The sequence below is a fragment of the Chondrinema litorale genome, from assembly GCF_026250525.1.
GTDB classification, from domain to species: Bacteria; Bacteroidota; Bacteroidia; order Cytophagales; family Flammeovirgaceae; genus Chondrinema; species Chondrinema litorale.
In genome coordinates this window covers 1,660,032-1,684,549 of record NZ_CP111043.1, presented here as the reverse complement: position 1 = coordinate 1,684,549, position 24,518 = coordinate 1,660,032, and the positions used below count along the sequence as shown (strand labels likewise).

Genomic DNA, 24,518 nt, shown 5'->3' with positions numbered 1-24,518 from the left:
ATTAAAAATGGGAAAGTTGTTCTATAACCTTGGAGTATCGCTGTACATTCAAATTGTTCGGTTGGTTTCAGGCTTTAATACCAAGGCAGAGAAGTTTATTGAAGGTAGAAAGGAATTATTATTCAATTTATCTGAAAAGTTTAAAGGAAATAGCAGGCCTGTTGTATGGTTTCATTGTGCTTCTTTGGGAGAGTTTGAGCAAGCCAGACCAGTACTTGAAAGATTTAAAACAGAATATCCCAACCATTTTGTTTTACTCACTTTTTTCTCTCCAAGTGGATATGAGGTGAGAAAGAATTATGCACAGGCAGATTACATTTGTTACTTGCCAATAGATACTGCCGAAAATGCACAAAAGTTTGTTTCTATAACAAAACCAACTATTGCATTTTTTGTAAAATACGAGTTTTGGCATCATTACATCAATCAACTTACTCTCAATCAAATCCCTGTAATTTCATTCTCAGCCATATTTAGAAAAAGTCAGGTGTTTTTTAAGCCTTATGGGAACTTCTATAGGCAAATACTCCATAAGTTTATGCATATTTTTGTGCAAGATGAGGCATCAGAAAAATTACTAAAAAGTATTGGGGTAAATAATATTACAATTGGCGGAGATACTCGATTTGATCGAGTAAAAGCCATTGTAGATGCACGGAAAGATATTGAAATTGCAGCCAGATTTAAAAATGGTTTACCAATATTGGTAATTGGAAGTAGCTGGCCTCCTGATATAGAATTGATTGCAAACTTTTATAATAATAGTACCAAAAAGCTAAAACTCATTATTGCCCCTCACGAAATTGAAGAAAGTAAAGTACAAAGGGTAATAAATGCTTTTCCTAATAAAAGTATTGTTCGGTTTTCTCAGGCAGAAAACAAACAACTCGAAGATTTTGATATTTTAATTATAGATAACATCGGTATGCTTTCTTCTTTGTATTACTATGGCGAGTATGCCTACATTGGAGGTGCTTTTGGCACAGGTTTGCATAATACGCTAGAAGCAGCAACATATGGAGTGCCAGTGTTTTTCGGACCTAAATACGCTAAGTTTAGAGAAGCAATTGAGCTCGTAAATTTGGGCGGCGCTTTCTCGGTGAATACGAACGAAGAGTTTGAGAAAGTATTTAAGCATTTGTTTAATGATGAAACTCAAAGAAAAGAAAAAGGAACAATTTGTTCAGAATATGTAATGAGTAATACTGGAGGAACTGAAAAAGTAATTGACTTTTGTAAAACACTTATAAAATAATGGCAGGTAAGAATAAAAACCCAAAGAATGTAGCATACCAGCAAGGAACAATCATTCGATCAACAGGTTCTTGGTATGAAATACTTGCCGAAGATGATAAAATTTACAAAGGGCGATTAAGAGGGAAGTTTAAGATTAAAGGTATAAAAGCGACTAATCCGATTGCTGTTGGCGACAATGTTTCTTTTTTTAGTGAAGATACTGAAGAAAGTACTGTAGTTATTAACAGTATTGAAGATAGAGATAATTACATTATTAGGCAGTCTACCCATAAGAAAGGGCATATTCATATTATAGCCTCAAACCTAGATCAGGCAGTTTTAATTGCTACCATTAGTATGCCCAGAACCTCTCTAGGATTTATAGATCGTTTTTTGGTTTCTTGTGAGTCTTTCCATGTGCCTGCATGTATCATATTTAACAAAGCAGATTTACTAAGCGAAGAGGAAGAAAATTATCTTGCTTACTTAACTAATTTATATAGCAACTTAGATTATAAAGTGTTGTCTGCTTCTGCATTATATGATGATACACTTTCAGATATTACAGCTTACCTAAAAGGTAAAACAAGTTTGATTGCAGGTCACTCTGGTGTTGGTAAGTCAACGTTAATTAATAGGTTGGTTCCCAATGCACTGCAAAGAACTGCTGAGGTATCAAACTTTGCAAAAAAAGGCGTACACACCACTACCTATGCAGAGATGTTTAAGATGGATGAAGCGTCTTATTTAATCGATACTCCGGGAATTAAAGAATTTGGTATACTCGGCTTAGAAGAGTACGAAGTGTCTTACTTCTTTCCAGAAATACGCGAAGAATCAGAGAATTGCAAGTATTATAACTGTACTCACACACATGAGCCTGGTTGCGCAGTAGTTGATGCGGTGAATGAAGAAAAAATTGAAGTATCTAGATACAGAAGCTACCTCAGCATCCTCGAAAATGAAGATAACAGGAGGTAACCTCAATATTTTACTTACATATTCTTATCAAGAAGATTTAAAATCAGCATCTGAACTTTAGGCTCTTTTTGTGGAGTAAGGGTAAAGTAAACTTGTATGTCGCCTTTTTCTCCATGCAGTAGAAAAGTGCCTCTTAGCTGATTAAGGGGTTTTACAGGTCCAGTAGATTTAATTTTCCCCACTTCTTCAAAAATGGCTTTTGCTTCGGCAACACGATCTTCACGCGGAATATCCAGATAGAAGTTTTCTGCTAGAATTTCTTTTTCAAACTCTGGATTCCACTCATTAATCAAATTGATTACATCATCTTTTTTAGAAAGAAGAATATCAGAAACTGGTAGTGTTCTTTTTTCTAGTACATCTGCTTTAAGCAAAGCATCCATTACTTCTGCATTGGCTGCCGAAGGAGCCTTGTAAGTAAGGTTGCAGAATGACATTATTCCCACTCCATAATCTGGATAAAAAACATAATTACTACCAAAACCCGGTAAGCCACCACTATGAGCTACAGAGTATACACCATTACAATTTTTAGAAATTCTTAATCCATAACCATAAGCCACAATTTCTGCACAGGTATTTCCTTCTGAATCTTTGGCATTCGTATTTAATCTCGGGAATTTCGGTTGATGCATCTCTCGAATAGAACTTCTTTTAACGGGGCCATTATCTGTATCATTACTAGGTGGCCAAGCAGACAAATGGAAAGAAACATATTTGCTAAAATCATCAATGGAAGTAATAAGCCCACCCATCGCACCAAAAGCACCATCGTGTAAATAAGGTTCTTCTACCCACTTTTCGCCTTTCCATCTGTAGCCCATAGCTAACAAACTATCGGGAACTTCGGTATATTCCCAATAAGTATTGTACATTTCTAAAGGTTCAAATATATTTTTGGTGATATATTCCTGATAAGGCATTCCCGATATACTTGAAATAATGTGTCCTAATAAGGCAAAGCCCAAGTTGCTGTATTCATATCCGTAAGCTGGCACATTAGAAAATGTAATGCCTTCTTTTACAATATCAATCAATTCTTCATCAGTTGCATCGAGTTGGCGATCTCCCCAAGGATTATCTTCAGGAAAACCCGAAGTCATGGTGAGTAAATTCTCAATTTTTATGACAGGAGCATCTGCTGTAAGATAAGTGAGGTTAGAAAGTTCCGGGATAAACTTAGCGGCAGAATCTTGCAAAGAAAGCTTTCCTTCATCTCGTAGTTTCATAATTGCCATGGCTGTAAAACTCTTAGACATGGAGGCTATTCTAAACTGAGATTTTGTGCTTACAGGAATTTTAGAGGCTGTATTTATAATTCCTATTTCTCCTGAATACACAAGTTCATTATCTACAACAAAGCCATAAGCCAATCCGGGAAGATGTTTTTCCTCAGCAAATTTTTTAAATATTTCATCAGCAACAGGCAGTACATCTACTATCTTTTTTACCCGATCTTTATTCTGAAATACAGGTACTTTATACTCTTCTACGTATCGTATATCTTGCTTTGACTCTGGTAATTCTCCTTTTTTTAAGTTGTTGCAGGAAGTGAAAAATGAAATAATCAGCAAAAAAATGATTTGATTAGCTCTCATAAGAAATAACCTAATGTTAGATAAAAAGTATTTGGCAATTATTGCTTATTGGCTAATGGGCAAGTGCTAGATGCTTTAATGCATCACTATAATTCCTTTTTGTTTTAAAATTTTTATTTGACTGGCTAGAATGGGATTACCTATCAAATTTACAAATTCTAAGTTTTCTAATTCAAATAATGGAGAAATATCATCAATTTGATTTCCCGAAAGATCAATTACTCTTAATTTCAATAAATTACCTAGAGCATCTATATAGCCTATCTGGTTATTTGCCAAGTATAATTCTTCAAGCCGATTCAGATTCCATAATTCAGCAATATCACTAATATCATTATTAGTTAAATCTACGCTTATGGCATGTTTGCAATATTCTATACCATCCAAAGTCTCGATATTACTTAAAGCAAGCTCAAAGTGTTCAAGGTCTTCCAAATAATAAGGTGGAAAATCTCTGTCTAAATCTCCATATACTCTCAATTTAATAGTATTGTAAAAAGAGTTTTCGTAATTCTCATTATTATACTCTTTTTCACTGTTATCGTCATAGTCTGTATTGTTATAATATTCTTCGTTTTTCACATCTTCCCAGTAGTACACAGGGTTGTAGTCTACATCTTCATCTATGGTAGTTACCCTAATGTTTTCTAGGTTTTTAAGTAAAAGGATATGCGCGTAGCTTTTTAGTGTTTCTGTATTATTTAACAAATAAGCTTTTTCTATGGCATTTCTTAGTACTTCTCCTTTATCTGGATGGTAGAGTATAACCAGTTTTGAGAAACAACGGGCATCTTTTTCTTCGTTAATGGTTATGTAATCCGAAATGAGATTGGCGATTTCTCTAATATTACCATATTTCCTGTTTTGATAGTACTCAATGAGTTTACCTGTAATACGAGTTAGGTTTTCATCTGAGTAGGCTTCTTTTAATTTGCGGTAAAGTGTATCATTATCCATATAACCGGTAGATTCAGATTAAAAAATAAGTGAAAGTAACTGTCTAAAGGTTTGGTAGAAGAAATAAAGGTTATATACCTATAAATGTATAGATAATTGTGTAGCCATAAAAATCAATTGGAAAAGACTTTAAAATAAAAGTACGGATAATAAGAAAATAATGCTTCAACTAGAAGTAAAGATTTTGTGAACTCAAGAAGATTAATTGGCTCCTGTCTAATTTGTCTTTATAAACTAATTACTTTTGTTTTACAACTAGTAAATTTTTTAGCCATAAATAACCTGTTATGCTATCTATTCTAATACAAAATGCCCGTGTAGTTAATGAAGGCCAAATTACAGAAACTGATGTTTTTATAAGAGACGGATTTATTCATAAAATCGGAAAAAACCTAAGTAAGTTACAGGCAGAAAAAGTAATAGATGCCGCTGGTAAATACCTTTTACCTGGCTTGATCGACGATCAGGTGCATTTTAGAGAGCCAGGTTTAACTCATAAAGCAGAAATTTATACAGAAGCGAGAGCTGCTGTAGCAGGTGGTGTTACCAGTTTTATGGAAATGCCCAATACGGTGCCTAATACAGTAACTATCGATTTGCTCGAAGATAAATACAAAATTGCATCGCAAAAAGCATTGGCTAACTATTCATTTTTTATGGGAGCTACCAACGATAATTTGGAAGAGCTCAAAAAAGTAAATAGAGAAGAAGTTTGCGGTATTAAGATATTTATGGGTTCATCAACCGGAAATATGTTGGTAGATGATGAGGCCGTTTTGGAGAATATTTTCTCTAGCACAGATATGCTTATTGCTACTCATTGTGAGAAAGATCCGATGGTAAAAGCCAACGAGGCAATATATAAAGAAAAGTATGGCGAGGATGTTCCTGTAAAATTTCATCCACTCATTAGAAGTGAAGAAGCTTGCTATGCTTCGTCTTCTCAGGCGGTTGCCTTAGCCAAAAAGCATGGAGCTCGCTTGCATATTTTGCATATTTCTACTGCTAAAGAATTAGAATTATTTGAGAATAAAACTCAGCTAAAAGATAAAAAGATTACTGCTGAAGCTTGTATCCATCACTTGTGGTTTTCAGATGCAGACTACGAAAAGAAAGGCACACTTATTAAGTGGAATCCGGCAGTAAAGACAGCTAGCGATAGAGATGCTATTTTTAAAGCAGTGCTCGATGGTAAAATAGATGTAATTGCTACCGATCACGCACCTCATACAAAAGAAGAAAAAAATAACACTTACTTTAAAGCTCCTTCCGGTGGGCCATTAGTTCAACATAGTTTACAAGCTTTATTAGAGTTTTATCATCAAGGAAAAATCTCTTTAGAGACAATTGTTGAGAAAGCTTGCCATAATCCGGCAACTTTATTCAGAATTAAAGAGAGAGGATATGTTAGAGAAGGCTACTGGGCAGATTTGGTTTTAGTAGATTTAAATGAAGAGCAGGAAGTAAAAAAAGAAAATATCTTTTATAAATGTGGTTGGTCTCCTTTTGAAGGTGTAAACTTTCACTCAAAAATCACACATACTATTGTTTCAGGGCATATTGCTTATCAAAATGGTAAGTTTAATGAGAGTGTAAAAGGGAAAAGATTAAAATTTTCCGCTTAGAATTTTGTATTAAATGAATAACAGTATAAATTTGCAAACCTAAATTAAATGGCGGGTGTAGCTCAGTCGGTTAGAGCACCAGTTTGTGGCACTGGGGGTCGTGGGTTCGAATCTCATCATTCGCCCTTAAAAAAGCTTACTTGTAATGAGTAGGCTTTTTTTATATCTTTATCTCTCTCCCGATACAATTTTTCATGAAATCCATTAGAGAAAAACTTGCTGAAATCTATTCAGGAAAAGCCATTGATTTTACTTTTCAAGAGATTAAAAAACTCATATCAGCTTATAAATCCAAATTAAAGAACTCTAATTATTTACTTACAGAAAAGGATGTGATCTTAATTGCTTATGGCGATCATGTAAAAAAACAGGGAGAAAATCCTTTGGTCACGCTTTATACCTTTTTAGAAAAGCATCTCGATAATCAGATTAATACAGTTCACTTGCTGCCATTTTATCCATACTCTTCTGACGATGGTTTTTCTGTAATAGATTATTACGCAGTAAACCCTGAGTTGGGCAATTGGAAAGATGTTGAGCACTTGGCAAAAGATTATCGATTAATGTTTGATGCTGTAGTGAATCACATTTCGAGCGAGTCTGAATGGTTTAAGGAATACCTGAATGAAAATCCTGAGTATGAGAATTTCTTTGTGGATATTTCTTCTGAAATAGATTTAAGTGAAGTAGTTAGGCCAAGAGCTTTGCCATTGTTAAGCGAGTTTACAAGTAAGTCGGGTGCAGAAAAACACATTTGGACCACCTTTAGCCGAGATCAAATAGACCTGAATTATGAAAACCCGAAAGTGTTGTTACAGGTCTTAGATGTTTTGTTGTTTTATATTTCAAATGGTGCAAAGCTAATCAGGTTAGATGCCATCGGTTTTTTATGGAAAATTCCGGGAACTACCTGTATTCATTTGCCACAAACTCATGCAATTATCCAACTGGCGAGGTTGATTATTGAAGAAATCACCAAAGATGTAGTCTTAATTACCGAAACCAATGTGCCACATGCCGAAAATATTTCTTATTTCGGAGATGGGAATAATGAGGCGTATATGGTTTACAATTTCACTCTACCGCCTTTGTTGGCTTACTCAATTTTAAAAGGTGATATTACCGATTTAAAGAAATGGGCTACTAGTTTAGATTTACCAAGTAAAGATACCTGCTTTTTTAATTTTACTGCTAGCCACGATGGAGTAGGAGTGCGCCCTTTACAAGGCATATTAGCCGATACTGAAATTAGTTTTCTGGCAAATAAAGCGGAGCAACATGGTGGTTTTGTGTCTTATAAGAATAATCCGGATGGCTCGCAATCGCCTTATGAGTTGAATTGCAACTATATGGATTTAATAAGTGATCCGGAAGAAGATGATGCTCTTCGAATTAAGAAAATGTTGCTGGCCCAAGGGATTATGTTGGCTATGCCCGGAGTTCCCGGTATTTATTTTCATTCTTTGGTAGGTTCTGGAAATTACAAAGAAGGCGTAGAAATAACTGGGCAGAAAAGAACTATTAATCGGGAAAAACTGGATTATGATGAGCTTTCAAAAGATTTGGCTGATGGAGAGAGTTTCAGAAATAAGTATTTTAATGCTTATCTAAAGTTGATTGAAACAAGACAAAATTGTACTGCTTTCAATCCATTTGGAGAATTTCAATTTCCTGACCTACACGAAAAAATATTCGCAATAGAGCGATTATCAGCAGATAAGACACAAAAAGTATTAGCTTTATTCAATCTGTCTAATCAACCTCACAATCTCATGATTCCAGAGCTAAAAGGGAAAAATCTATTAAATACCTCTGAGATAATTAATGAGGAAGTAAAACTGGAAGAATATGAGCAAAAGTGGATTAGTGCAGATATTGATTAATGTAAAACGACTTGCTTTAAGAATATAGCTAAAGTTATATGAAAAGTAAATTATAATAAACTGAAGCTGCAAAGTAGGATTGTTTTATCCTATCTAACCTTGGATATAAAGATTTTGTAAGTTTTTATTTTAGGTTTTACATTTTTCTTTGAGCTACCCACACGACAAGATTTATCTTTTTCTGTAAATGTTATCTTAAAATTTTCATGGATGAAATTGCCATCTTCATCAATTATACATTTATTGCTATTAACAGCTTGGCGAAATAGTCTTTTGTAATCTTTTTTTCCTTTATAATCGGAGCCTAAACTATCGTAAATGAATGAGTAACCTCTATTATGAATACTTAAGTAAATCCAAGATGTAGCAAATTTTTTCTTAGCTTCATAGTTTTCCCCAAATTCAATTGTAAAACTTTCATTTGAATTTGTTTGATTATCAGATACTGACCAATCAGGACATTCATTCATAATCTCAATAGCTTCTTCAGAAGTCTGTGCTTTGCAAAGCTTTAATATGATATCAAAGTTGATTTGTCCATATGCATTAGAATACTCTATACACATAAGGAAGAGAGTAAAAGCAAATGAATAAGTTAACTTCTTAGATAGTAAGATCAAGATTAATTATTTCTTGTTGATTATGTACTTGAATCCAACTCCACTTCAAACAAAACCTCTCTGCAAGTACAGTAGTTACCCAAATGGCAAACAGCAAGTCTGTTAGTAAGTGAATTTTGAGGCGTGAAATTACCAGAAAAAATGCCTGTCCCTAAAGTGATGTGCGGTGAAAACTGCTTAAAACTATGTTTGGCAATGTATTCATTTACCCAATTAACACTACTTGCATTTGTGGTTTCATCTCCATGAAAATGTAATTGACTCACTTCATTTTTTAAGAAACTTTCTAGTTTAATTACCAAGGTTTCGTGTAGCTTTTGCAGCTCAACATTTTCTTCAATAGCAATACCGCTAATTGCTTCTCCTTTATCATTCGGATGGCATTCAATAACTGTGTAGTGTAAAGAAAGCGCCGAAAACTGATTGGCAATAGCAGTTACTTCTTTAAAGAAACTATCTACTTCTTCATCTTTTAAACCACCCATAGCTAATGATATATGTGGCAGATATTTAGTCCCCAACGGGATTTGCTGTATCCCACTTCCATTATCAAGTTTTTGATTGATGGTAATAGATTCATTGCTGATGTTTTTAGCAGGTAGAAGGACTACATCAATAGCTTTCATTTATTTAGCGTAAGTTTTTTTGCGCCAGTAGAATCTTATTACTCCAAATAAAATTACCAAAGATATCGGCAAAGCAATATTAAATATCTGCCAATAAACTTTTTCTTCATCTACCCTAAATTTATCTAGCGGGCGCATGGTAATTTGCTTACCACGAGAGGCAATTAAACCATTTTCGTCAGTAAGATAATTAAGAGCATTAATAAGGAATTCTTTATTAGAAAGCTCCTGTTTTCTAATAGGATCATAATCTAATGGGATTGCCTGTCCAGATTGTGGATCAAACTCGTTGGCGATAATATCGCCATCTGCCACTACAATTACCTTAGTTGGCTGGCTTTCGTTCAGCTTGTTATCGGTGCTAATGCCACGAGGTGGAAAACTAGTTGCATACAAAGAGCGGAATTTTCCTTCAAGTAAGTAGGCAACTGGTAGGTTAGATTTGTTATAAGCAGCCGGATTCATATCAGCTTTTAACTCATTTAAATCTACCATGGTGGGTACCACTTTTTCTTTAGTATACTTTGAAGTAAAAATCAGTGGTGTTTTTAATACATTTCTTGCTGTAACAGTATCAATACTGCTTACAAACTTGCTATAAACCACATCCATATTTTTTACAATCGGATGTTCGCTAAACGTGTTGAGATATATGTAATAAGGCCAAGGTAGACGCTCTATATTTGGTTGGTCTCCCACATTACCTGTATAAACTTCGATAATGCCGGCTCGTTGGTCTTGTAGCAAGTCCATGTTAATCCGCACGCCATATCTAAAAAGTAGATCTTCTATATTTAGGTCGTAGCCAAAAGCATAAGTACCTCCGGTGGCAATGCTGTCCAGATTCATTTGAACTTTGTCAATCATAAAAAGTGCTTTCCCACCTTTCATAATATATTGATCTAACTGGTATTTATCTACTTCACTAAAAGCAGCTTTAGGTTGAGCAACCACAACAGCATCGTAAATATCTAGTTTGGTTTTGTCTAATTGTACACGATCTACCACAAAATATTCACTTAAAGAAGTAGTAATATCTTGAAGTTGATTTGGGTTGAGCTCGTTGTGCCCATATACAAAAGCAATGTTTTTCTTGTTACCGATTCCTAGTTTTCGAACTCCACTGGTAAGTTCGTATTCTATGCCTTCAATAGACTGGTTAAGTCTTTCCTGAGCCGAAGCTGTTTTGTTTCCTTTTAAAAGCAAAACTGGAGTTTCTCTATTTCTGTAAGAGATAATGGCACCGGGAAATATAACCTTTTCTGTTCTTTTGCCATCAATATTGTCGTACAAGGTGGTAGCAGGTAAACCTTTAGATGTAAGTGATTGGTAAAACCTGTTTCTGGCTGTGGCATTTGGTGCCTCATCTGGATTCACAAATTTATATTCTATGTGATCTCCACCATATACTCTAAATTCTTCTAATGTTTCTTCAATAGAATTTCTAAGTCTTCTAAATCCTGAATTTAGATCACCTTCTAGGTAAACTTCAACATATAGAACATCATCTAGATTTTCTAGTAAATCTTTAGTAGCGTCAGAGATAGTAAATCTTTTTTCCTCAGTAAGGTCAATCCTTAATGGAATAAACTTAAGGTTAACATTAACTAAAATGATGAAAAGCAATACAGCACTAAAAGTTAGTATGTCTTCCCATTTTTTGTATTTCATCGATGCAGAGCTTTTTGTATTAAAAAATTACCACTTTCTGCTTTCTAAAGCGAGTTTGGTTAAAAAAATCATTATGGTTATCAGGCTTAAAAAGTAAGTGACATTACTAATATCGAGCAAGCCACGGCTTACTGAAGAATAATGAAAGTCAATGCCCAACTGATTGATATAGTAAGAATAGTCTGCCCAAACATTGATAGAAGCTATCGCTGAGAAACCATCATATAAACAAAAACAAAAAAATACAGCTATAATAAATGCAACAATTTGGTTATCAGTTAGTGATGATGCAAATATTCCTATTGAGGTGAATACTGCACCCAAGAATATTAAACCAATGTAAGAGCCAATAACTGCTGCAGTATCTATATTACCTTGGGGTGCACCAAGTATATAAACCGTATAATAATAGGTGAGAGTAGGTATAAGTGCCAGAATTACGAGTAATACGCTGGCAAAATATTTACCTAATATAATTTGTAAATCGGTGAGTGGTCGGGTTAGTAATAGCTCTATAGTTCCAGCTTTGTACTCTTCTGCAAAAGTACGCATGGTAATAGCCGGAATAAGAAACATAAATACATACGGAGCTGTACTAAATAGAGGATCTATTGCCGCAAAGCCATATTCCAGAATACTGGTTTGAGGAAAAACCCAAGATATCAACCCGATACTCGTAAGGAAAACAATTATGACAATATAGGCAACCAGAGAGTTAAAAAAACTTGCTACTTCTTTCAGTAGGATATTAAGCATGGATATTCAAAAAATTAAAAAAATAAGTAACTAACCAGTCTCATATATTTTAACTGACATATCGGTGCCAGTGTATGTGGGATAATATAAAATTTTATTGTTTAGTTCAGTATTAGGATACCAAAGATAGCCAGAATAAAATAGGGAACCAGTGTTGCTGCTCCAGCATAGTCTTTAGCGATTCTTTGTCCAAAAAATAACATCACGATACTTAGTGCTGAAATCTGAGCTCCTAGCATGGCTATAGTTGTATCGCCAGAAGTTAAAAGCATAATAACACCAATTGCAGATAGTAATCCTGCTGTTACTTCTGTAATAGTGATGATTGTTAAAAGTAATGGTACAACAGATTTGAGAGGACTGCTACCGAAATGACTTTTTAGCCAGTCTAGATTTCCTTTCCAATCGAATATTTTATCTAATCCGGATTGAAGAAACAAAATTGCTAGAATAGCTGCTGTTAATATTTGAACTGATAATTCTCCTTCTAAAACTTTTAATAAACTCATTAGCTAAAAAATCTTTATTAGCAATAATAATAAATATATAAGAGATATTGAGGTGGGATATATTTGAAATGATACAATAGAGATAAAAAAAAGAGATAGCCATGCGACTATCTCTTATGTATGTGGGTAAATATAAACTAAGTGATTTTCTATTTCTCAATTTAGATATACTTCTTACTGCTCTCATTCAGCTTCAAAGCTTTCTCTTTAAGGTTTTGTATATCTTTTTTTATTGTGTTAAGTTTTTCTTCAAGATTGTTTAGGTTGTCATTGTTGAGTTCTTCTTTAATTGTTTTCATAGCTTGGGTGTTTTTATAATAATTTATACAAATCTTAAACCTAACATCTGGGAAGTGTATAAAGGGTTGGGAATCAATTGAATAAAATTAATTAGCGACTTATAAAATCTTGATGATATTCCCATTATGGGATCAAATTCCAAGTATGCTGATTTTCGTCTCAAAATAGGAATTAGTTATGCCCTTATTTTAAGGAGTAAAAATAATCTTGAAAGCTTTGGAAATCAGCCGAGAGCTCAACAGCTTCTTTTTTCTTTTTAAGGTAAAGCTCAAGCCTTTCTGGAATATCTATTTTCTTTCCTAATACTTCTTCTGTAGTATCGATGAATTTTGCAGGATGTGCAGTTTCTAAGAAAATTCCAGTTTCGTTAGGCTGTAAAAGTTTTTCTAAGGCAGCATAACCAATAGCACCGTGAGGGTCGGCTATATAGTTGTGTTTCTCATAAATAGCTTTGAGATAACTTTTTATACCTTCATCATCTAAAGTATATCCAGTGATAAAAGCGGCCATTTTATCGTGATCGTTTTTGAAGAGATCGAGCATACGAGCAAAATTGCTTGGGTTACCTACATCCATAGCATTTGCCAGTGTTTTAATAGAAGGCCTTGGGTTAAACTCACCTGATTCTAGATATTCAGGTACAATATCATTTACATTAGTAGCAGCAATAAATCTTTTTATAGCTAAGCCTGATGTCCATGCGAATAGACCTCCTGTTAAGTTGCCAAAGTTTCCGCTTGGTACAGAAAAAACAATATCTTTTGCATCTTCACCTAATTGAGCTACTGCATGGTAATAATAGAAAGACTGAGGTAGAAAGCGAGCTAAGTTGATTGAGTTGGCAGAAGTAAGCATAAAATCATTTCTCAACTGCTCATTATTAAATGCTTCTTTTACTAGTTTCTGGCAATCGTCAAAAGTACCATCGATTTCAAGAGCAGTAATGTTTTTGCCATGTGTGGTGAGTTGTTGCTCTTGTATATGGCTTACCTTTCCTTTAGGATATAAGATTATTACTTTAATACCTGGTACATTATAAAAACCACTTGCAACAGCGCTACCAGTATCTCCAGAAGTAGCAGTTAATACATAAATGTCTTTGTCGTTGTTTTGTGTGAAATAGGCAAGCATTCTGGCCATAAATCGGCCTCCAACATCTTTAAAAGCACAAGTAGGTCCATGAAACAATTCCAAAGAATAAACCTGCTCACTAAGTTTTACTAAAGGAATTTCGAAATTAAGTGTTTCTTCGGTTAGCTTTTTAAGCGCTGTTTTTTCAACATCGTCTCCAAACAATCCGTTGGCAACTGTAAAACCAATCTCAGGTAAAGATTTTTTGTGTAAATCCTTGAAAAAACTTTCTGGCAATGTAGGAATGCTTTCTGGCATATATAAACCTTTGTCAGGTGCTAATCCTCTGATTACTGCATCTTTTAAGGTTGCCAATGGGGCTTTATGATTCGTGCTGTAATATTTCATCGGTATCAAATTGTTTATGCAAAAATAATAGGCTATTTGTTAATCACTCTTTTATATTCAGTTTTATACTTTTGATATGCTATTTTAAAATACTGACATAAAAAAAGAAGCTGGCAACAGCTTCTTAAAATTTATAATTCTGTAAAATAGTAATCTTATTAAACTGGAGTTGCAACTTTTTCTTCTTTCAGCTTTCTTATTTTAATATTTAAAAAGCCAAAGAGCATCGTCATAAAAGGACTAATAATGCAGAAGAAGCAGAATGGTGCATAAGCTATAGTAGCTACTCCTAATACACTCGACTGTGTAGCACCACAAGTATTCCAAGGTACCAATACAGAAGTTACCGTAGCTGAGTCTTCTAATGTGCGGCTCAGGTTTTCTGGTGCAAGATTTCTGTCTTTAAAGGTTTCGGCATACATTCTTCCCGGAATTACAATTGCCAAATATTGATCTGATGCAGTTGCATTAAAGAAAAGGCAAGTTCCGGCTGTTGAGGCAATTAGAGAACCAGTAGAGTTAGCTAATTTAATAATTGCTTCAGTGATTTTATGAAGTAAACCGCTGGTTTCCATTATACCACCAAATACCATAGCACAAAGAATTAACCAGATAGTGCCTAACATGCCATACATCCCACCACTAGAAAGCAATTCATTTACAACTTCATTATCTGTTGTAATGGCTATGTCGCCATATAATGCTTTCATTACTGCTGTGTATGCTGCAAATGAAAAATTCATGTCGCTTCCCGCAACTTGCTCAATTGCCTGAGGCTGAAAAATAACGGCAAAAAGACCTCCTAATAAAGAGCCTGTAAGTAAAGAAGGAATAGCAGGTACTTTTTTTACAATCATGGCAATTACTACTACTGGTACTATAAACAGTAGCGGTGTAATATTAAAAGACTTATCAATTGCAGCTAAAATACCTTCAACATCAGGTTGTGAACTACTTTCTATACCTACAAATCCGATTACAAGAAAAATAATCAGTGTAATTGAAATAGAAGGAATAGTTGTATAAGCCATGTATTTGATGTGTGTGAACAAGTCAGTTCCGGCAACTGCAGGTGCAAGGTTGGTAGTATCTGAAAGTGGAGACATTTTATCACCAAAATACGCACCTGAAATAATAGCACCAGCAATTAGACCTTCTTCTAGACCAAGAGCTTTGCCAATACCTAAAAGTGCAATACCAATAGTTGCTACTGTAGACCAAGAGCTACCAGTTGCCACAGAAACAATGGCACAAACTATACAAGCTGCAAATAAAAATATTGTTGGATTTAAAATTTGAAGACCATAGTATATGAGAGCGGGTACAATTCCACTAAGTAACCATGTGCCTGCCAAAGAACCAATTAATAATAGAATAAGCATAGATGGCATTGCAGAGCTAATGCTATTTACTGCACCATCTCTTAATTCGCTCCATGTATATCCTAAACGTGATGCTACCAAAGCTGCAACAGCAGAGGCTAGTATCAAAATCATCTGGTTTGACCCTGAAAGACCGTCATCTCCAAAAATGAAGAATACATTAAAAGAGAGTGCTACTATCAGGAATAAAATTGGTATGATTGCTTGTATAAATGTGGGCTTCTTGTAAGCTTTATCCATTCTTGTTATAGTTAAATTTAATCTCCAAATTATATAATATTTTTAGTTTAAAAAAATTTATAGGTTAAGATGGATGTGCTGAGAAACAAGAGTATGTAGCCTAAAACCTATTGTTTGAAGTTTTTACGGCGATTTCTCCTGTAATCTTCAAATATAAGATTTCCCAGACCTTTAAGGCTACTATAATAAGCATTACCATTATTTACCTTAGTAAATTCTCTTACAAATTCTTTAAGGTAAGGGTCAGATGCAATCATAAATGTAGTAATAGGAATTTTAAGCTTTCTGCATTGAGCTGCAAGATTTAGGGTTTTATTAAGAATCTTATTATCTAAGCCAAAACTGTTTTTATAATACCTAATGCCTTCCTTTATACAGGTTGGTTTTCCATCAGTTATCATAAAAATTTGCTTATTGGTATTTTTTCTTCTTCTCAACAAATCCATAGCTAACTCTAAGCCAGCAACTGTATTTGTGTGGTAAGGACCAACCTGTAGATAAGGCAAGTCTTTTATTTGTATTTGCCAAGAATCGTTACCAAAAACAATAATATCGAGCGTGTCTTTTTTGTATTTGGTAGTGATAAGTTCGGAAAGTGCCATGGCTACTTTTTTGGCTGGAGTAATTCTGTCTTCTCCATACAAAATCATAGAGTGAGAGATGTCGATCATCAAAACCGTAGAAGTTTGAGATTTGTATTCTTTCTCAACTACTTCTAAGTCGTTCTCTGTTAAGAAAAAATTACTCGTTCCGTGGTTAACTTGGGCATTTCTTATCGAATCAGTCATAGAAATCTGATCGAGTGTATCTCCAAACTGATATTCTCTAAAATCGGCACTTAGCTCTTCACCATTATTACCTGAGTAAGTGGTGTTATGGTCACCTTTGTTGGCTTTTTTTAGCTTACCAAAAATTTCTTCTAGTGCACTTCTTCTAATATTTTGCTCGTTTTTGGCAGTGATTTTAAAAGTGCCCTTATTATTTTCATCTTCTTTTATATAGCCTTTGTTTTTAAGGTCTTCTATAAAATCTCCAATACCATACTGAGGGTTAGTAAGGTTATATTGCTTATCAAGATTAGTAAGCCAACTTAGCGCTTCACTAACATCTCCCGAAGTTATTGTTAATAATTGAGTAAATATGTTGAGTAGATTTTCAAACTCACTTTTTTCAGCGTCTTTCTGAGGGACAAACTTGGTAAAACGGAAACCTTTCATATATATGTACTTTCCTGTTTTTTGTCAAAAAAAATAAATGTTCAGTTTAAAGTTCAACTTAGTAAACCTTTGAATAGTTCTTTTTTTTAAAGGGAATTACTTGGTTAAACTACAATAAGAATCATTTGTATTATCTCTGTTTTATAAAATTATATCTTTTTCTTCAATTAAAGATAATACATTCCGTTCTAGCTCTTATACAGCAAGCTTCATTTTAAATCTGAATTTTTAAGTAAAGGCATATCATCATCTAAAACATTTACTGCTGTCTTAAGGTGTGATGAATTTTTTGAGATAATTTTTTCAGATGTTGCATAATGAAAGTGATAAATAACAATGTAAGTATTCAGAAGAAGATTCTCATCTTTTTTATTCTAATGCTCTGTATAATTTTAATGGGAGCTTTAGTTTTCTGGTATAATAATAAAAAGGCTGATCAGCAATTTGCGATGGCAATGTTGCTTAAAGAATGCTATCTGGTAGTAGATAATGTTTCTCTATATACAAATGAGTTAATAGAACAAGAAAAGAACATTTCTTTTAGCTTTCTAAGAGGCGAATTGGACAAACTCGACGATTATTTTTTCATTTTAAAAGATGGAGGCCATTTCGCATTAAATGACAAGTTTTTGCATATCGAGAGTGTTTCTGGTAGCCACCGAGATGAATTGCATAAACTTTTAAACAGGTGGGATACTTATAAAAGTTTGTTGTTGACCTTATCAGACAAGCAAACTTATAGCATTAGCACGAAGTTGCTGATAGATGAAAAGCAGAAGTTAATTATCGAAGAGTTAGATATTTTTTCTAACTTATTGCTAAATGATGTTGAAGAAGAAGAAAATATATCTTCTTACATTTTATTAATAGTGGTTTTTAGTGCTTTTACAGGTTTATTTTTAGGTTATCATTTTATATTAAACACTGCAATAAAGCCTCTCAAGCGAATTACAAGAACAACTAGAACTTTGGCACTAGGGCAAAATGTAGAAGCTTTTCCGGAAGATAAAAGAGACGAAATTGGTCAATTATATAAAAGTGTAAATCTTCTTAATAAAAACCTTACTAAAGTTTCTAACTTTGCAAACGATATAGGCAATGGAAATTTTGAAGCCGACTTTGAAGCCAGAAGTAAAAATGATTTGCTTGGGCATGCACTGTTGGATATGCGAAACAATTTAAAAAAGGTTGTACACGAAGATCAGAAGAGAAACTGGGCAAATAAGAATTTAGCCGATTTTGCAGAGTTGCTCAGAATACATAGCGAAAACCTAGAAGAGTTATCATATAAAATAGTTGCCAGATTAGTTTATTGCTTGCAAGCAAACCAAGGTGGATTTTTTCTGTTATCAGAAGATGGTGATAAACTGGAGTTGAAAGGAAGTTATGCCTACAACAAAAGAAAATACATAGAGAAAGTAATAGATAGCAACCATGGGCTCACTGGGCAATGTTTGCAAGAAGGCAAGCCAATTTATCTAAAAGAAATTCCACAAGATTATATGGAAATTACCTCTGGTTTAGGTGGAGCCAGACCGTCATCTCTCTTATTATTACCCTTAATTGAAAATGACAATGGTTATGGAGTGATTGAGATTTCTTCTATTGAAGAGATGGATGATTATAAAATAAAGTTCGCAGAAATGGTTGCCGAAGATATTGCTTCTTCTCTTTCTGTATTAAAAGCTAATGAAAAAACTAAAGAGCTTTTAACAGAATCTCAGCTAAAAAATGAAAAGAGAAAAAGCAATGAGTTGCAAATGAGTAAAAAACTAGCTGAACTAGAGGTGAGTGAAGAGCAATGGAAACAAAAAGAAACAGAGCTTGTAAAAAAAGAAAGCAAGTTGGCCAGCATCATAGAAGATGCTCCATATTGCTTGCTAATTATTACTCCATCTAAAAAAGTTGAATACTTTAATGGTTATTTATCTGCTTTTTTTAAACAAAAGGGCATATTTGTAGAGAAAGATATTTCTGTTTTACAGTTATTACCCACTAACGAAATTAAACTTTGGGATAAATATTTCGAGCAATCTAGGAAGGGCGAGGTGATAACAGATATATTAAATTGGAAACATATACAAGGATTTGATATATATTTGCAAATAATGATTAACAAAATAATGACAGAAGAAGGCAATTTTGAAGGCTGGGTGATAAGAATAAACGAAATTTCTTACCTACATCCGGTAAGATGGTAAGAAAATCGAAATATTGTATTTGTTAATTAATAAGTAGCAGTATAAATTTGCAGATTATCTAAAGTGATTGATAATAAGTAAATTATAAATAAAAATTTAAACTAATATAAAGTGACAAAAGCGGAAGTGATAGCTGAAATTGCAAATCAAACTGGAATGGATAAGGGAGATGTGACAGCGGCTATAGAAGCATTTTTTAAGGTTGTTAAAAACAAAATGGCCGATGGAGATAATATCTACGTTAGAGGATTTGGTAGTTTTGTGAACAAACGGAGAGCTGCCAAAATTGGTCGTAATATCTCGAGAAATACAGCTATGGAGATCAAAGAGCACTATGTGCCTAGTTTTAAACCTTCAAAGACTTTTGTCGAGAAAATTAAGAAGAGCGATAAAGTGAAGTTGGCAAACCAATAAATCTTATGCTGAAATCTCAACTAATAACAACTGTACTTGCAGTAGTCTTCTGCATACTATTAGCCTTTGCGCCAAAGTATGTAGTAGATAATGATAAAAGCGAAGAAAGTATCTCATCTACTGTTGATACTCATGAGCTAGAAGAGGCAGTAACACACGCTGAGATACCGGGAAACCTTCAGGATGAGATATTGGTTTTAAAGGAAAAATTAGACGCAGCAACCACGCTACAGGAGTCGGACGATATACTTATAGCTATTATCGATAAATATAATAGTGTAGATATTTACGACAGTGCAGCCTATTTTGCGAATGTTGTTGCTGAAAAATTTCCATCTTCAGCCAGTTTTAACAGGGCAGGTGACCTGTATTACGAAGCGTATACTTATGCTGTGAGCAATGAACGTGTAAAGTTATTGAGCAGTAAGGTTAGAGGTGCTTATGAAAAAGCTGAAGAATATGCTCCATTATCTTTAGATGCCAGAGTAAAAATAGGTATGACCTATATTTCTGGTGAAAATCCCATGCAAGGGATAACAATGATAAGGGAAGTATTAAACGAAGATCCTGACAACAAACTGGCTATATTTAACCTTGGAGTACTTTCTATGCAATCTGGACAGTACGAAAAGGCCGTAGATAGATTTAAGAAATTAACAGAATTAGATACTGAAAATATTCAGGCAAGATTTTACCTTGGTGTATGTTACATGGAAACCGGGGATAAACCAAAAGCAAAAGAACAATTTCTGCTTGTGAAAGAGCAAGAAACCAACCCTGATATTCTTAAGACTGTTGATTCTTATCTCGCCCAATTGAATTAGAGAAATAATTTAAATAATTGTAAAACTTAACTATTAGAATTATGCCGTGCGGAAAAAAAAGAAAGAGACATAAGATCGCAACACACAAAAGAAAGAAAAGACTTAGAAAAAATAGACATAAGAAAAAGAATTCATAAGTAATTCTTTAATCAGGTTTTTAGGGTGAAAACCTTAAAACCTGATTTTCTTTCTTTTACAAGAAAGTTGCGATTTAAATAGTCACTAAAAAATTAAAACATTGAGCAATGAATTAGTAATCAATTCTTCTCAAAATGGTAGTGGCGGCCGTATTGCACTTTTAAAAGATAAAAATCTTGTAGAGCTTCATTATGATAATGAAGAAAACAAATTTTCAGTCGGAGACATTTATTTAGGAACAGTAAGAAAGATAGTTCCAGGTCTTAATGCAGCATTTATTGATATCGGTTATGAAAAAGATGCTTTTCTGCATTACCTGGATCTTGGACCTAACATCAGGTCATTAGTTAAATTCTCAAAACTCGTTCAAAGCAAGAAAGACATAAGTTACAAGCTGAACGACTTTAGAATGGAACCTCAGATCGATAAACTAGGAAAGATTACTGAGGTCTTTAAACAAAATCAAAAAATATTAGTACAGGTTGTTAAAGAACCTATTTCGACAAAGGGACCAAGATTATCATGCGAATTATCTATCGCTGGAAGATATCTGGTATTAGTTCCTTTTTCAAGTTCAATAAATGTTTCTAAAAAAATTACCGATCAGGGCGAAAGGAAGCGATTATTAAGGCTTATTTCCTCGATCAAACCTGAAAACTTTGGTGTCATTATCAGAACAGTGGCTGAAGGTAAGGAAGTAGCTGAGTTAGATAGAGATCTTCGTGATTTAGTTTCGAAGTGGACGAATGGAATGAAATCTCTAGTAACAGCAAAACCAAGGCAAAAAGTGATAGGCGAAATGAGCAGAGCTGCTTCGATGCTTCGAGATATGCTTAATGAAAGCTTTGATACTATTACAGTTGATGACACATCTACATATGAAGATATAAAGTCTTTTATTCGTACAATTGCTCCAGAAAAGGAGAAAATTGTTAAGCAATACAACGGCAAGACTAAAATATTTGAGAGTTTTGGAATAGAAAAACAGCTGAAATCGCTGTTTGGACAAACGGTGAGTTTACCAAGTGGAGGTTATTTGGTAATAGAGCATACGGAGGCCTTACATGTTATAGACGTTAACAGTGGCAATAAATCAAATTCTGAGACAGACCAGGAAACTACAGCTTTTAATGTAAACCTGGAAGCTGCCAGCGAAATAGCAAGGCAGTTAAGGCTGAGAGATATGGGAGGAATAATTGTGGTGGACTTTATCGATATGAAAAAGGCTGAACATCGCAAGAATGTGTACGAACATATTAAGAACGAAATGAAGAGTGATCGTTCTAAATATACAGTACTTCCTCTAACTAAGTTTGGGCTGATGCAAATAACAAGACAGCGTGTAAGACCTGAACTTAATATAGTTACTAAAGAAACTTGTCCAACTTGTATGGGCAGTGGAAGCATTTCAGCTTCTATTATGGTTTCTGATCAACTTGAAAAAGAGTTAGATTATATTCTGAATAAGCAGAATGAAAAAAGTATAACTATAATATTACATCCATATCTTCAAGCATACTTTACTCATGGCATTATGTCCATTAGATTTAGATGGTTTTTGAAATATAACCAATGGATAAAGTTCGTGAAAGACTCTTCACTTGGACTTAACCAATACTTTTTTCTTAATAAAAGAAAAGAAAGAATTGAATTATAAAAAGAAGCCCAGAGAAATCTGGGTTTTTTTGTTTTTATACCTTCCAAAATAAAAAAATCCCGAAACCTAAGTTCCGGGATCCATTTCTCTAAAGTTATATATTTTTATTCTGTTCAATCTGTCGAATAAGAATCCACCTCGTAATCATCATCAATCGTACTATTTGTAGCTCTGCGAGGCTCTACTGTTGCGTTGTCCTCTTGTGGTTTACTTGTTAAATCAGAGCTTTTTTTATTCTCATCTTTACTTTTCTTAGAAATAGATGTCGTCTTTAGAGAGTCGATGTTAGATTTAGTTGAGGCAGATTGTATTGTTACAAAAACAAACATTCCACCGATAACTAGTAATGTGATAAATTTTTTCATGGCATAAAAATGTATATGAAAAAAATCGGTTGTTAACAAATATAAATAGTAATATTAATTATCCTAGAAAGAATTTACTTTTTTCTGAATACAGTCTTGATAGGAACGCCCTCAAACTCAAAATGTTTTCGAATCTGATTTTCAAGGAATCGCTCATAAGGAGCCTTTATATATTTAGGATGATTACAGAAAAAGGCAAATGTTGGCGTATAAGTAGGTAGCTGAGTTATATATTTTATTTTAATAAACTTACCTTTTAAAGAAGGTGGCGGATACCTTTCTATCTCTTTTAATAGCACTTCGTTTAAGGTTGAAGTAGAAATTTTCTTCTTTTTATTTTCGTAAACCTCAATCGCTTTCTCAATGGTTTTATAAATCCTTTGTTTGCTAATTACAGAGGTGAAGATTATAGGGATATAAGTATTTGGAGCTAATCTCTCGTTTAACTCATCTTCGTATTTTTTTGCAGTATTACTGTCTTTCTCAATTAAATCCCACTTATTCACCATAATAACAATACCTTTTCTATGCTTTTGTGCTTGGAAAATAATATTGAGATCTTGTGCTTCTAAGCCTCTGGTAGCATCGAGTACAACTATACATACATCTGAGTCTTCTATCGCTTTAAGTGCTCTAAGCACCGAATAAAACTCAATGTTTTCTCTTACTTTTGCTTTTTTTCTAATACCTGCTGTATCTGTAAGAATAAACTTCTTGTCAAAAGCATTGTACAAGGCATCGTTAGAATCTCTAGTTGTTCCAGCTTCGTTGGTAACAATGTTTCTCGATTGGTTTAGTAGTGCATTTATAAAAGACGATTTACCCACATTTGGTCTACCTACAATCGAAATTCTTGGATACTCTTCTTTAGGTTCTTCTTCTGTTGAAAAGTTTTTTACCAATTCATCTAGTAATTCTCCTGTACCGCTGCCATTCATTGCAGAGATAGGATAAACTTCGCCCATACCCAAAGCATAGAATTCGCCTGTCATGTGTACACGCTCAGTGGTATCTGCTTTATTTGCTACTAAAAAAACAGGTTTTTCTGAGCTTCTTAATACATTGGCAAAATCTTTATCTAGTCCGTTTAAGCCTGTTGCAGTGTCTACTACAAATAAAATAACATTTGCTTCTTCTATAGCAATTTCTACTTGTTCTCTTATAGCACCTTCAAAAACATCTTCGCTGCCTACTACATACCCTCCAGTATCTATTACTGTAAACCCTACACCAGTCCACTCAGAAGTACCGTAGTGCCTGTCGCGAGTTACGCCGCTAAAGTTATCAACTATGGCATCTCTACTCTCTACCAGTCTATTATATAATGTCGACTTACCTACATTAGGCCTGCCAACAATTGCTACTATATTAGCCATAAAATTATATTTAAAAGTATGAAACAGAAAACGGCAGTAAATTCATAGTGAACTACTACTACTTCCTGTTTTCGGAATTGTCTTATAAACAGTATTCTTGATTAAAAATTCAATTTGTTAGTGGGAGAAGTATTATTTACAACTCAATCTAGTACTCGTGGTACTTTAAAATACTCTCCGTTTTGTTGAGGTGCGTTTGCCAGTCCTTCTTCTCTGTTTAGGTTACTTACATTGGTGTCATCTCTCATAACATTCAACTCCTCTGTCATGTGAGTTAAAGGAGTTACCCCTTCGGTATCTACTTCGCTTAATTTATCTACCCAGCCAATAATATCGTTCAGACTTTGTAACATTTTTTCTTCATCATTCTCATTAAAATAAAGTCTGGACAAATGAGCAATTTTTTCTACTGTAGACTTATCAACTTTCATGGTAACTTCATTTAATCTTCGAACACAAATGT

Annotated in this window: 22 protein-coding genes and 1 tRNA gene; 9 read left to right on the top strand and 14 right to left on the bottom strand. The window is 34.0% G+C overall.

Annotated features, from left to right (window positions below; all coding sequences use genetic code 11):
• Positions 1–7 precede the first annotated feature (7 nt).
• Both OQ292_RS07120 and rsgA read left to right on the top strand, forming a co-directional pair.
• The gene (locus tag OQ292_RS07120) at positions 8–1,255 is read left to right on the top strand and encodes a 3-deoxy-D-manno-octulosonic acid transferase (RefSeq protein ID WP_284685362.1); all 1,248 of its coding nucleotides are present in this window, start codon (positions 8–10) and stop codon (positions 1,253–1,255) included.
• Positions 1,255–2,217: a ribosome small subunit-dependent GTPase A gene (gene rsgA, locus OQ292_RS07115; RefSeq protein WP_284685361.1), complete on the top strand. Its 963-nt coding sequence runs from the start codon at positions 1,255–1,257 to the stop codon at positions 2,215–2,217. The genes OQ292_RS07120 and rsgA overlap by 1 nt, the downstream gene beginning before the upstream one ends.
• Before the next feature lie 14 nt (positions 2,218–2,231).
• Here the strand turns inward: rsgA and OQ292_RS07110 are convergent, their stop codons facing one another.
• Together OQ292_RS07110 and OQ292_RS07105 are read right to left on the bottom strand one after the other, a co-directional pair.
• Positions 2,232–3,815: a serine hydrolase domain-containing protein gene (locus OQ292_RS07110; protein ID WP_284685360.1), complete on the bottom strand. Its 1,584-nt coding sequence runs from the start codon at positions 3,813–3,815 to the stop codon at positions 2,232–2,234.
• 75 nt (positions 3,816–3,890) lie between these two features.
• A complete protein-coding gene (locus OQ292_RS07105) occupies positions 3,891–4,772 on the bottom strand; it encodes a leucine-rich repeat domain-containing protein (RefSeq protein ID WP_284685359.1) in 882 nt (293 codons plus the stop codon).
• Positions 4,773–5,059: 287 nt separating this feature from the next.
• Between OQ292_RS07105 and OQ292_RS07100 the strand changes: the two genes are divergently transcribed.
• The 3 genes from OQ292_RS07100 to OQ292_RS07090 all read left to right on the top strand — a co-directional run bounded on the left by OQ292_RS07100 (position 5,060) and on the right by OQ292_RS07090 (position 8,280).
• Positions 5,060–6,397 (top strand): dihydroorotase, encoded by a 1,338-nt coding sequence (locus OQ292_RS07100; protein WP_284685358.1) that lies wholly within the window; start codon positions 5,060–5,062, stop codon positions 6,395–6,397.
• A 51-nt stretch (positions 6,398–6,448) separates the two neighbouring features.
• Positions 6,449–6,522 (top strand) — tRNA-His (locus OQ292_RS07095).
• Positions 6,523–6,591: 69 nt separating this feature from the next.
• Positions 6,592–8,280 carry a sugar phosphorylase gene (locus tag OQ292_RS07090; RefSeq protein ID WP_284685357.1) on the top strand — a complete coding sequence of 563 codons (1,689 nt, stop codon included), beginning with the start codon at positions 6,592–6,594 and terminating at the stop codon, positions 8,278–8,280.
• Positions 8,281–8,369: 89 nt separating this feature from the next.
• Here OQ292_RS07090 and OQ292_RS07085 read toward each other — a convergent pair whose 3' ends face one another.
• The 9 genes from OQ292_RS07085 to OQ292_RS07045 all read right to left on the bottom strand — a co-directional run bounded on the left by OQ292_RS07085 (position 8,370) and on the right by OQ292_RS07045 (position 17,080).
• A complete protein-coding gene (locus OQ292_RS07085; RefSeq protein ID WP_284685356.1) occupies positions 8,370–8,846 on the bottom strand; it encodes a hypothetical protein in 477 nt (158 codons plus the stop codon).
• 74 nt (positions 8,847–8,920) lie between these two features.
• A complete protein-coding gene (locus tag OQ292_RS07080; protein WP_284685355.1) occupies positions 8,921–9,526 on the bottom strand; it encodes a hypothetical protein in 606 nt (201 codons plus the stop codon).
• Positions 9,527–11,197 carry a gliding motility-associated ABC transporter substrate-binding protein GldG gene (gene gldG / locus OQ292_RS07075; RefSeq protein WP_284685354.1) on the bottom strand — a complete coding sequence of 557 codons (1,671 nt, stop codon included), beginning with the start codon at positions 11,195–11,197 and terminating at the stop codon, positions 9,527–9,529.
• A gap of 27 nt (positions 11,198–11,224) precedes the next feature.
• Entirely contained in the window at positions 11,225–11,953 is a 729-nt protein-coding gene (gene gldF, locus OQ292_RS07070) for a gliding motility-associated ABC transporter permease subunit GldF (RefSeq protein ID WP_284685353.1), read from the bottom strand.
• 101 nt (positions 11,954–12,054) lie between these two features.
• Entirely contained in the window at positions 12,055–12,462 is a 408-nt protein-coding gene (locus OQ292_RS07065; RefSeq protein WP_284685352.1) for a DoxX family membrane protein, read from the bottom strand.
• Positions 12,463–12,623: 161 nt separating this feature from the next.
• On the bottom strand, positions 12,624–12,761 hold the full coding sequence (locus OQ292_RS07060; RefSeq protein WP_284685351.1) for a hypothetical protein: 138 nt from the start codon (positions 12,759–12,761) through the stop codon (positions 12,624–12,626).
• A gap of 184 nt (positions 12,762–12,945) precedes the next feature.
• Entirely contained in the window at positions 12,946–14,241 is a 1,296-nt protein-coding gene (thrC, locus tag OQ292_RS07055) for a threonine synthase (protein ID WP_284685350.1), read from the bottom strand.
• Positions 14,242–14,399: 158 nt separating this feature from the next.
• Positions 14,400–15,863, bottom strand: coding sequence for a Na+/H+ antiporter NhaC (gene nhaC, locus OQ292_RS07050; RefSeq protein WP_284685349.1), 1,464 nt, complete (start codon positions 15,861–15,863; stop codon positions 14,400–14,402).
• A gap of 107 nt (positions 15,864–15,970) precedes the next feature.
• The gene (locus OQ292_RS07045; RefSeq protein ID WP_284685348.1) at positions 15,971–17,080 is read right to left on the bottom strand and encodes a vWA domain-containing protein; all 1,110 of its coding nucleotides are present in this window, start codon (positions 17,078–17,080) and stop codon (positions 15,971–15,973) included.
• A gap of 317 nt (positions 17,081–17,397) precedes the next feature.
• On the opposite strand from OQ292_RS07045, the gene OQ292_RS07040 reads away from it, so the two are divergent.
• The 4 genes from OQ292_RS07040 to OQ292_RS07025 all read left to right on the top strand — a co-directional run bounded on the left by OQ292_RS07040 (position 17,398) and on the right by OQ292_RS07025 (position 22,314).
• Positions 17,398–19,281: a GAF domain-containing protein gene (locus OQ292_RS07040; RefSeq protein ID WP_284685347.1), complete on the top strand. Its 1,884-nt coding sequence runs from the start codon at positions 17,398–17,400 to the stop codon at positions 19,279–19,281.
• Positions 19,282–19,392: 111 nt separating this feature from the next.
• Positions 19,393–19,695, top strand: coding sequence for an HU family DNA-binding protein (locus OQ292_RS07035; protein WP_284685346.1), 303 nt, complete (start codon positions 19,393–19,395; stop codon positions 19,693–19,695).
• A 5-nt stretch (positions 19,696–19,700) separates the two neighbouring features.
• On the top strand, positions 19,701–20,519 hold the full coding sequence (locus OQ292_RS07030) for a tetratricopeptide repeat protein (protein ID WP_284685345.1): 819 nt from the start codon (positions 19,701–19,703) through the stop codon (positions 20,517–20,519).
• A 238-nt stretch (positions 20,520–20,757) separates the two neighbouring features.
• Complete coding sequence (locus OQ292_RS07025; RefSeq protein WP_284685344.1) at positions 20,758–22,314, top strand: Rne/Rng family ribonuclease; 1,557 nt, start codon at positions 20,758–20,760, stop codon at positions 22,312–22,314.
• A 113-nt stretch (positions 22,315–22,427) separates the two neighbouring features.
• Here OQ292_RS07025 and OQ292_RS07020 read toward each other — a convergent pair whose 3' ends face one another.
• The 3 genes from OQ292_RS07020 to gatC all read right to left on the bottom strand — a co-directional run bounded on the left by OQ292_RS07020 (position 22,428) and on the right by gatC (position 24,486).
• Complete coding sequence (locus OQ292_RS07020; RefSeq protein WP_284685343.1) at positions 22,428–22,679, bottom strand: hypothetical protein; 252 nt, start codon at positions 22,677–22,679, stop codon at positions 22,428–22,430.
• 74 nt (positions 22,680–22,753) lie between these two features.
• Positions 22,754–24,055 (bottom strand): ribosome biogenesis GTPase Der, encoded by a 1,302-nt coding sequence (gene der / locus OQ292_RS07015; RefSeq protein ID WP_284685342.1) that lies wholly within the window; start codon positions 24,053–24,055, stop codon positions 22,754–22,756.
• 143 nt (positions 24,056–24,198) lie between these two features.
• The gene (gene gatC, locus OQ292_RS07010) at positions 24,199–24,486 is read right to left on the bottom strand and encodes an Asp-tRNA(Asn)/Glu-tRNA(Gln) amidotransferase subunit GatC (protein WP_284685341.1); all 288 of its coding nucleotides are present in this window, start codon (positions 24,484–24,486) and stop codon (positions 24,199–24,201) included.
• Positions 24,487–24,518 lie beyond the last annotated feature (32 nt).

Excerpts from the sequence above, each read along its gene's own strand:
- OQ292_RS07085 (WP_284685356.1), bottom strand. The coding sequence starts at position 8,846 with ATGTGTATAGAGTATTCTAATGCATATGGACAAATCAACTTTGATATC.
- OQ292_RS07020 (WP_284685343.1), bottom strand. The coding sequence starts at position 22,679 with ATGAAAAAATTTATCACATTACTAGTTATCGGTGGAATGTTTGTTTTT.
- OQ292_RS07090 (WP_284685357.1), top strand. The coding sequence starts at position 6,592 with ATGAAATCCATTAGAGAAAAACTTGCTGAAATCTATTCAGGAAAAGCC.
- rsgA (WP_284685361.1), top strand. The coding sequence starts at position 1,255 with ATGGCAGGTAAGAATAAAAACCCAAAGAATGTAGCATACCAGCAAGGA.
- gldG (WP_284685354.1), bottom strand. The coding sequence starts at position 11,197 with ATGAAATACAAAAAATGGGAAGACATACTAACTTTTAGTGCTGTATTG.
- der (WP_284685342.1), bottom strand. The coding sequence starts at position 24,055 with ATGGCTAATATAGTAGCAATTGTTGGCAGGCCTAATGTAGGTAAGTCG.
- gldF (WP_284685353.1), bottom strand. The coding sequence starts at position 11,953 with ATGCTTAATATCCTACTGAAAGAAGTAGCAAGTTTTTTTAACTCTCTG.
- gatC (WP_284685341.1), bottom strand. The coding sequence starts at position 24,486 with ATGAAAGTTGATAAGTCTACAGTAGAAAAAATTGCTCATTTGTCCAGA.
- OQ292_RS07040 (WP_284685347.1), top strand. The coding sequence starts at position 17,398 with ATGAAAGTGATAAATAACAATGTAAGTATTCAGAAGAAGATTCTCATC.
- OQ292_RS07110 (WP_284685360.1), bottom strand. The coding sequence starts at position 3,815 with ATGAGAGCTAATCAAATCATTTTTTTGCTGATTATTTCATTTTTCACT.
- nhaC (WP_284685349.1), bottom strand. The coding sequence starts at position 15,863 with ATGGATAAAGCTTACAAGAAGCCCACATTTATACAAGCAATCATACCA.
- OQ292_RS07060 (WP_284685351.1), bottom strand. The coding sequence starts at position 12,761 with ATGAAAACAATTAAAGAAGAACTCAACAATGACAACCTAAACAATCTT.
- OQ292_RS07105 (WP_284685359.1), bottom strand. The coding sequence starts at position 4,772 with ATGGATAATGATACACTTTACCGCAAATTAAAAGAAGCCTACTCAGAT.
- OQ292_RS07120 (WP_284685362.1), top strand. The coding sequence starts at position 8 with ATGGGAAAGTTGTTCTATAACCTTGGAGTATCGCTGTACATTCAAATT.
- OQ292_RS07065 (WP_284685352.1), bottom strand. The coding sequence starts at position 12,462 with ATGAGTTTATTAAAAGTTTTAGAAGGAGAATTATCAGTTCAAATATTA.
- OQ292_RS07080 (WP_284685355.1), bottom strand. The coding sequence starts at position 9,526 with ATGAAAGCTATTGATGTAGTCCTTCTACCTGCTAAAAACATCAGCAAT.
- OQ292_RS07100 (WP_284685358.1), top strand. The coding sequence starts at position 5,060 with ATGCTATCTATTCTAATACAAAATGCCCGTGTAGTTAATGAAGGCCAA.
- OQ292_RS07045 (WP_284685348.1), bottom strand. The coding sequence starts at position 17,080 with ATGAAAGGTTTCCGTTTTACCAAGTTTGTCCCTCAGAAAGACGCTGAA.
- thrC (WP_284685350.1), bottom strand. The coding sequence starts at position 14,241 with ATGAAATATTACAGCACGAATCATAAAGCCCCATTGGCAACCTTAAAA.
- OQ292_RS07030 (WP_284685345.1), top strand. The coding sequence starts at position 19,701 with ATGCTGAAATCTCAACTAATAACAACTGTACTTGCAGTAGTCTTCTGC.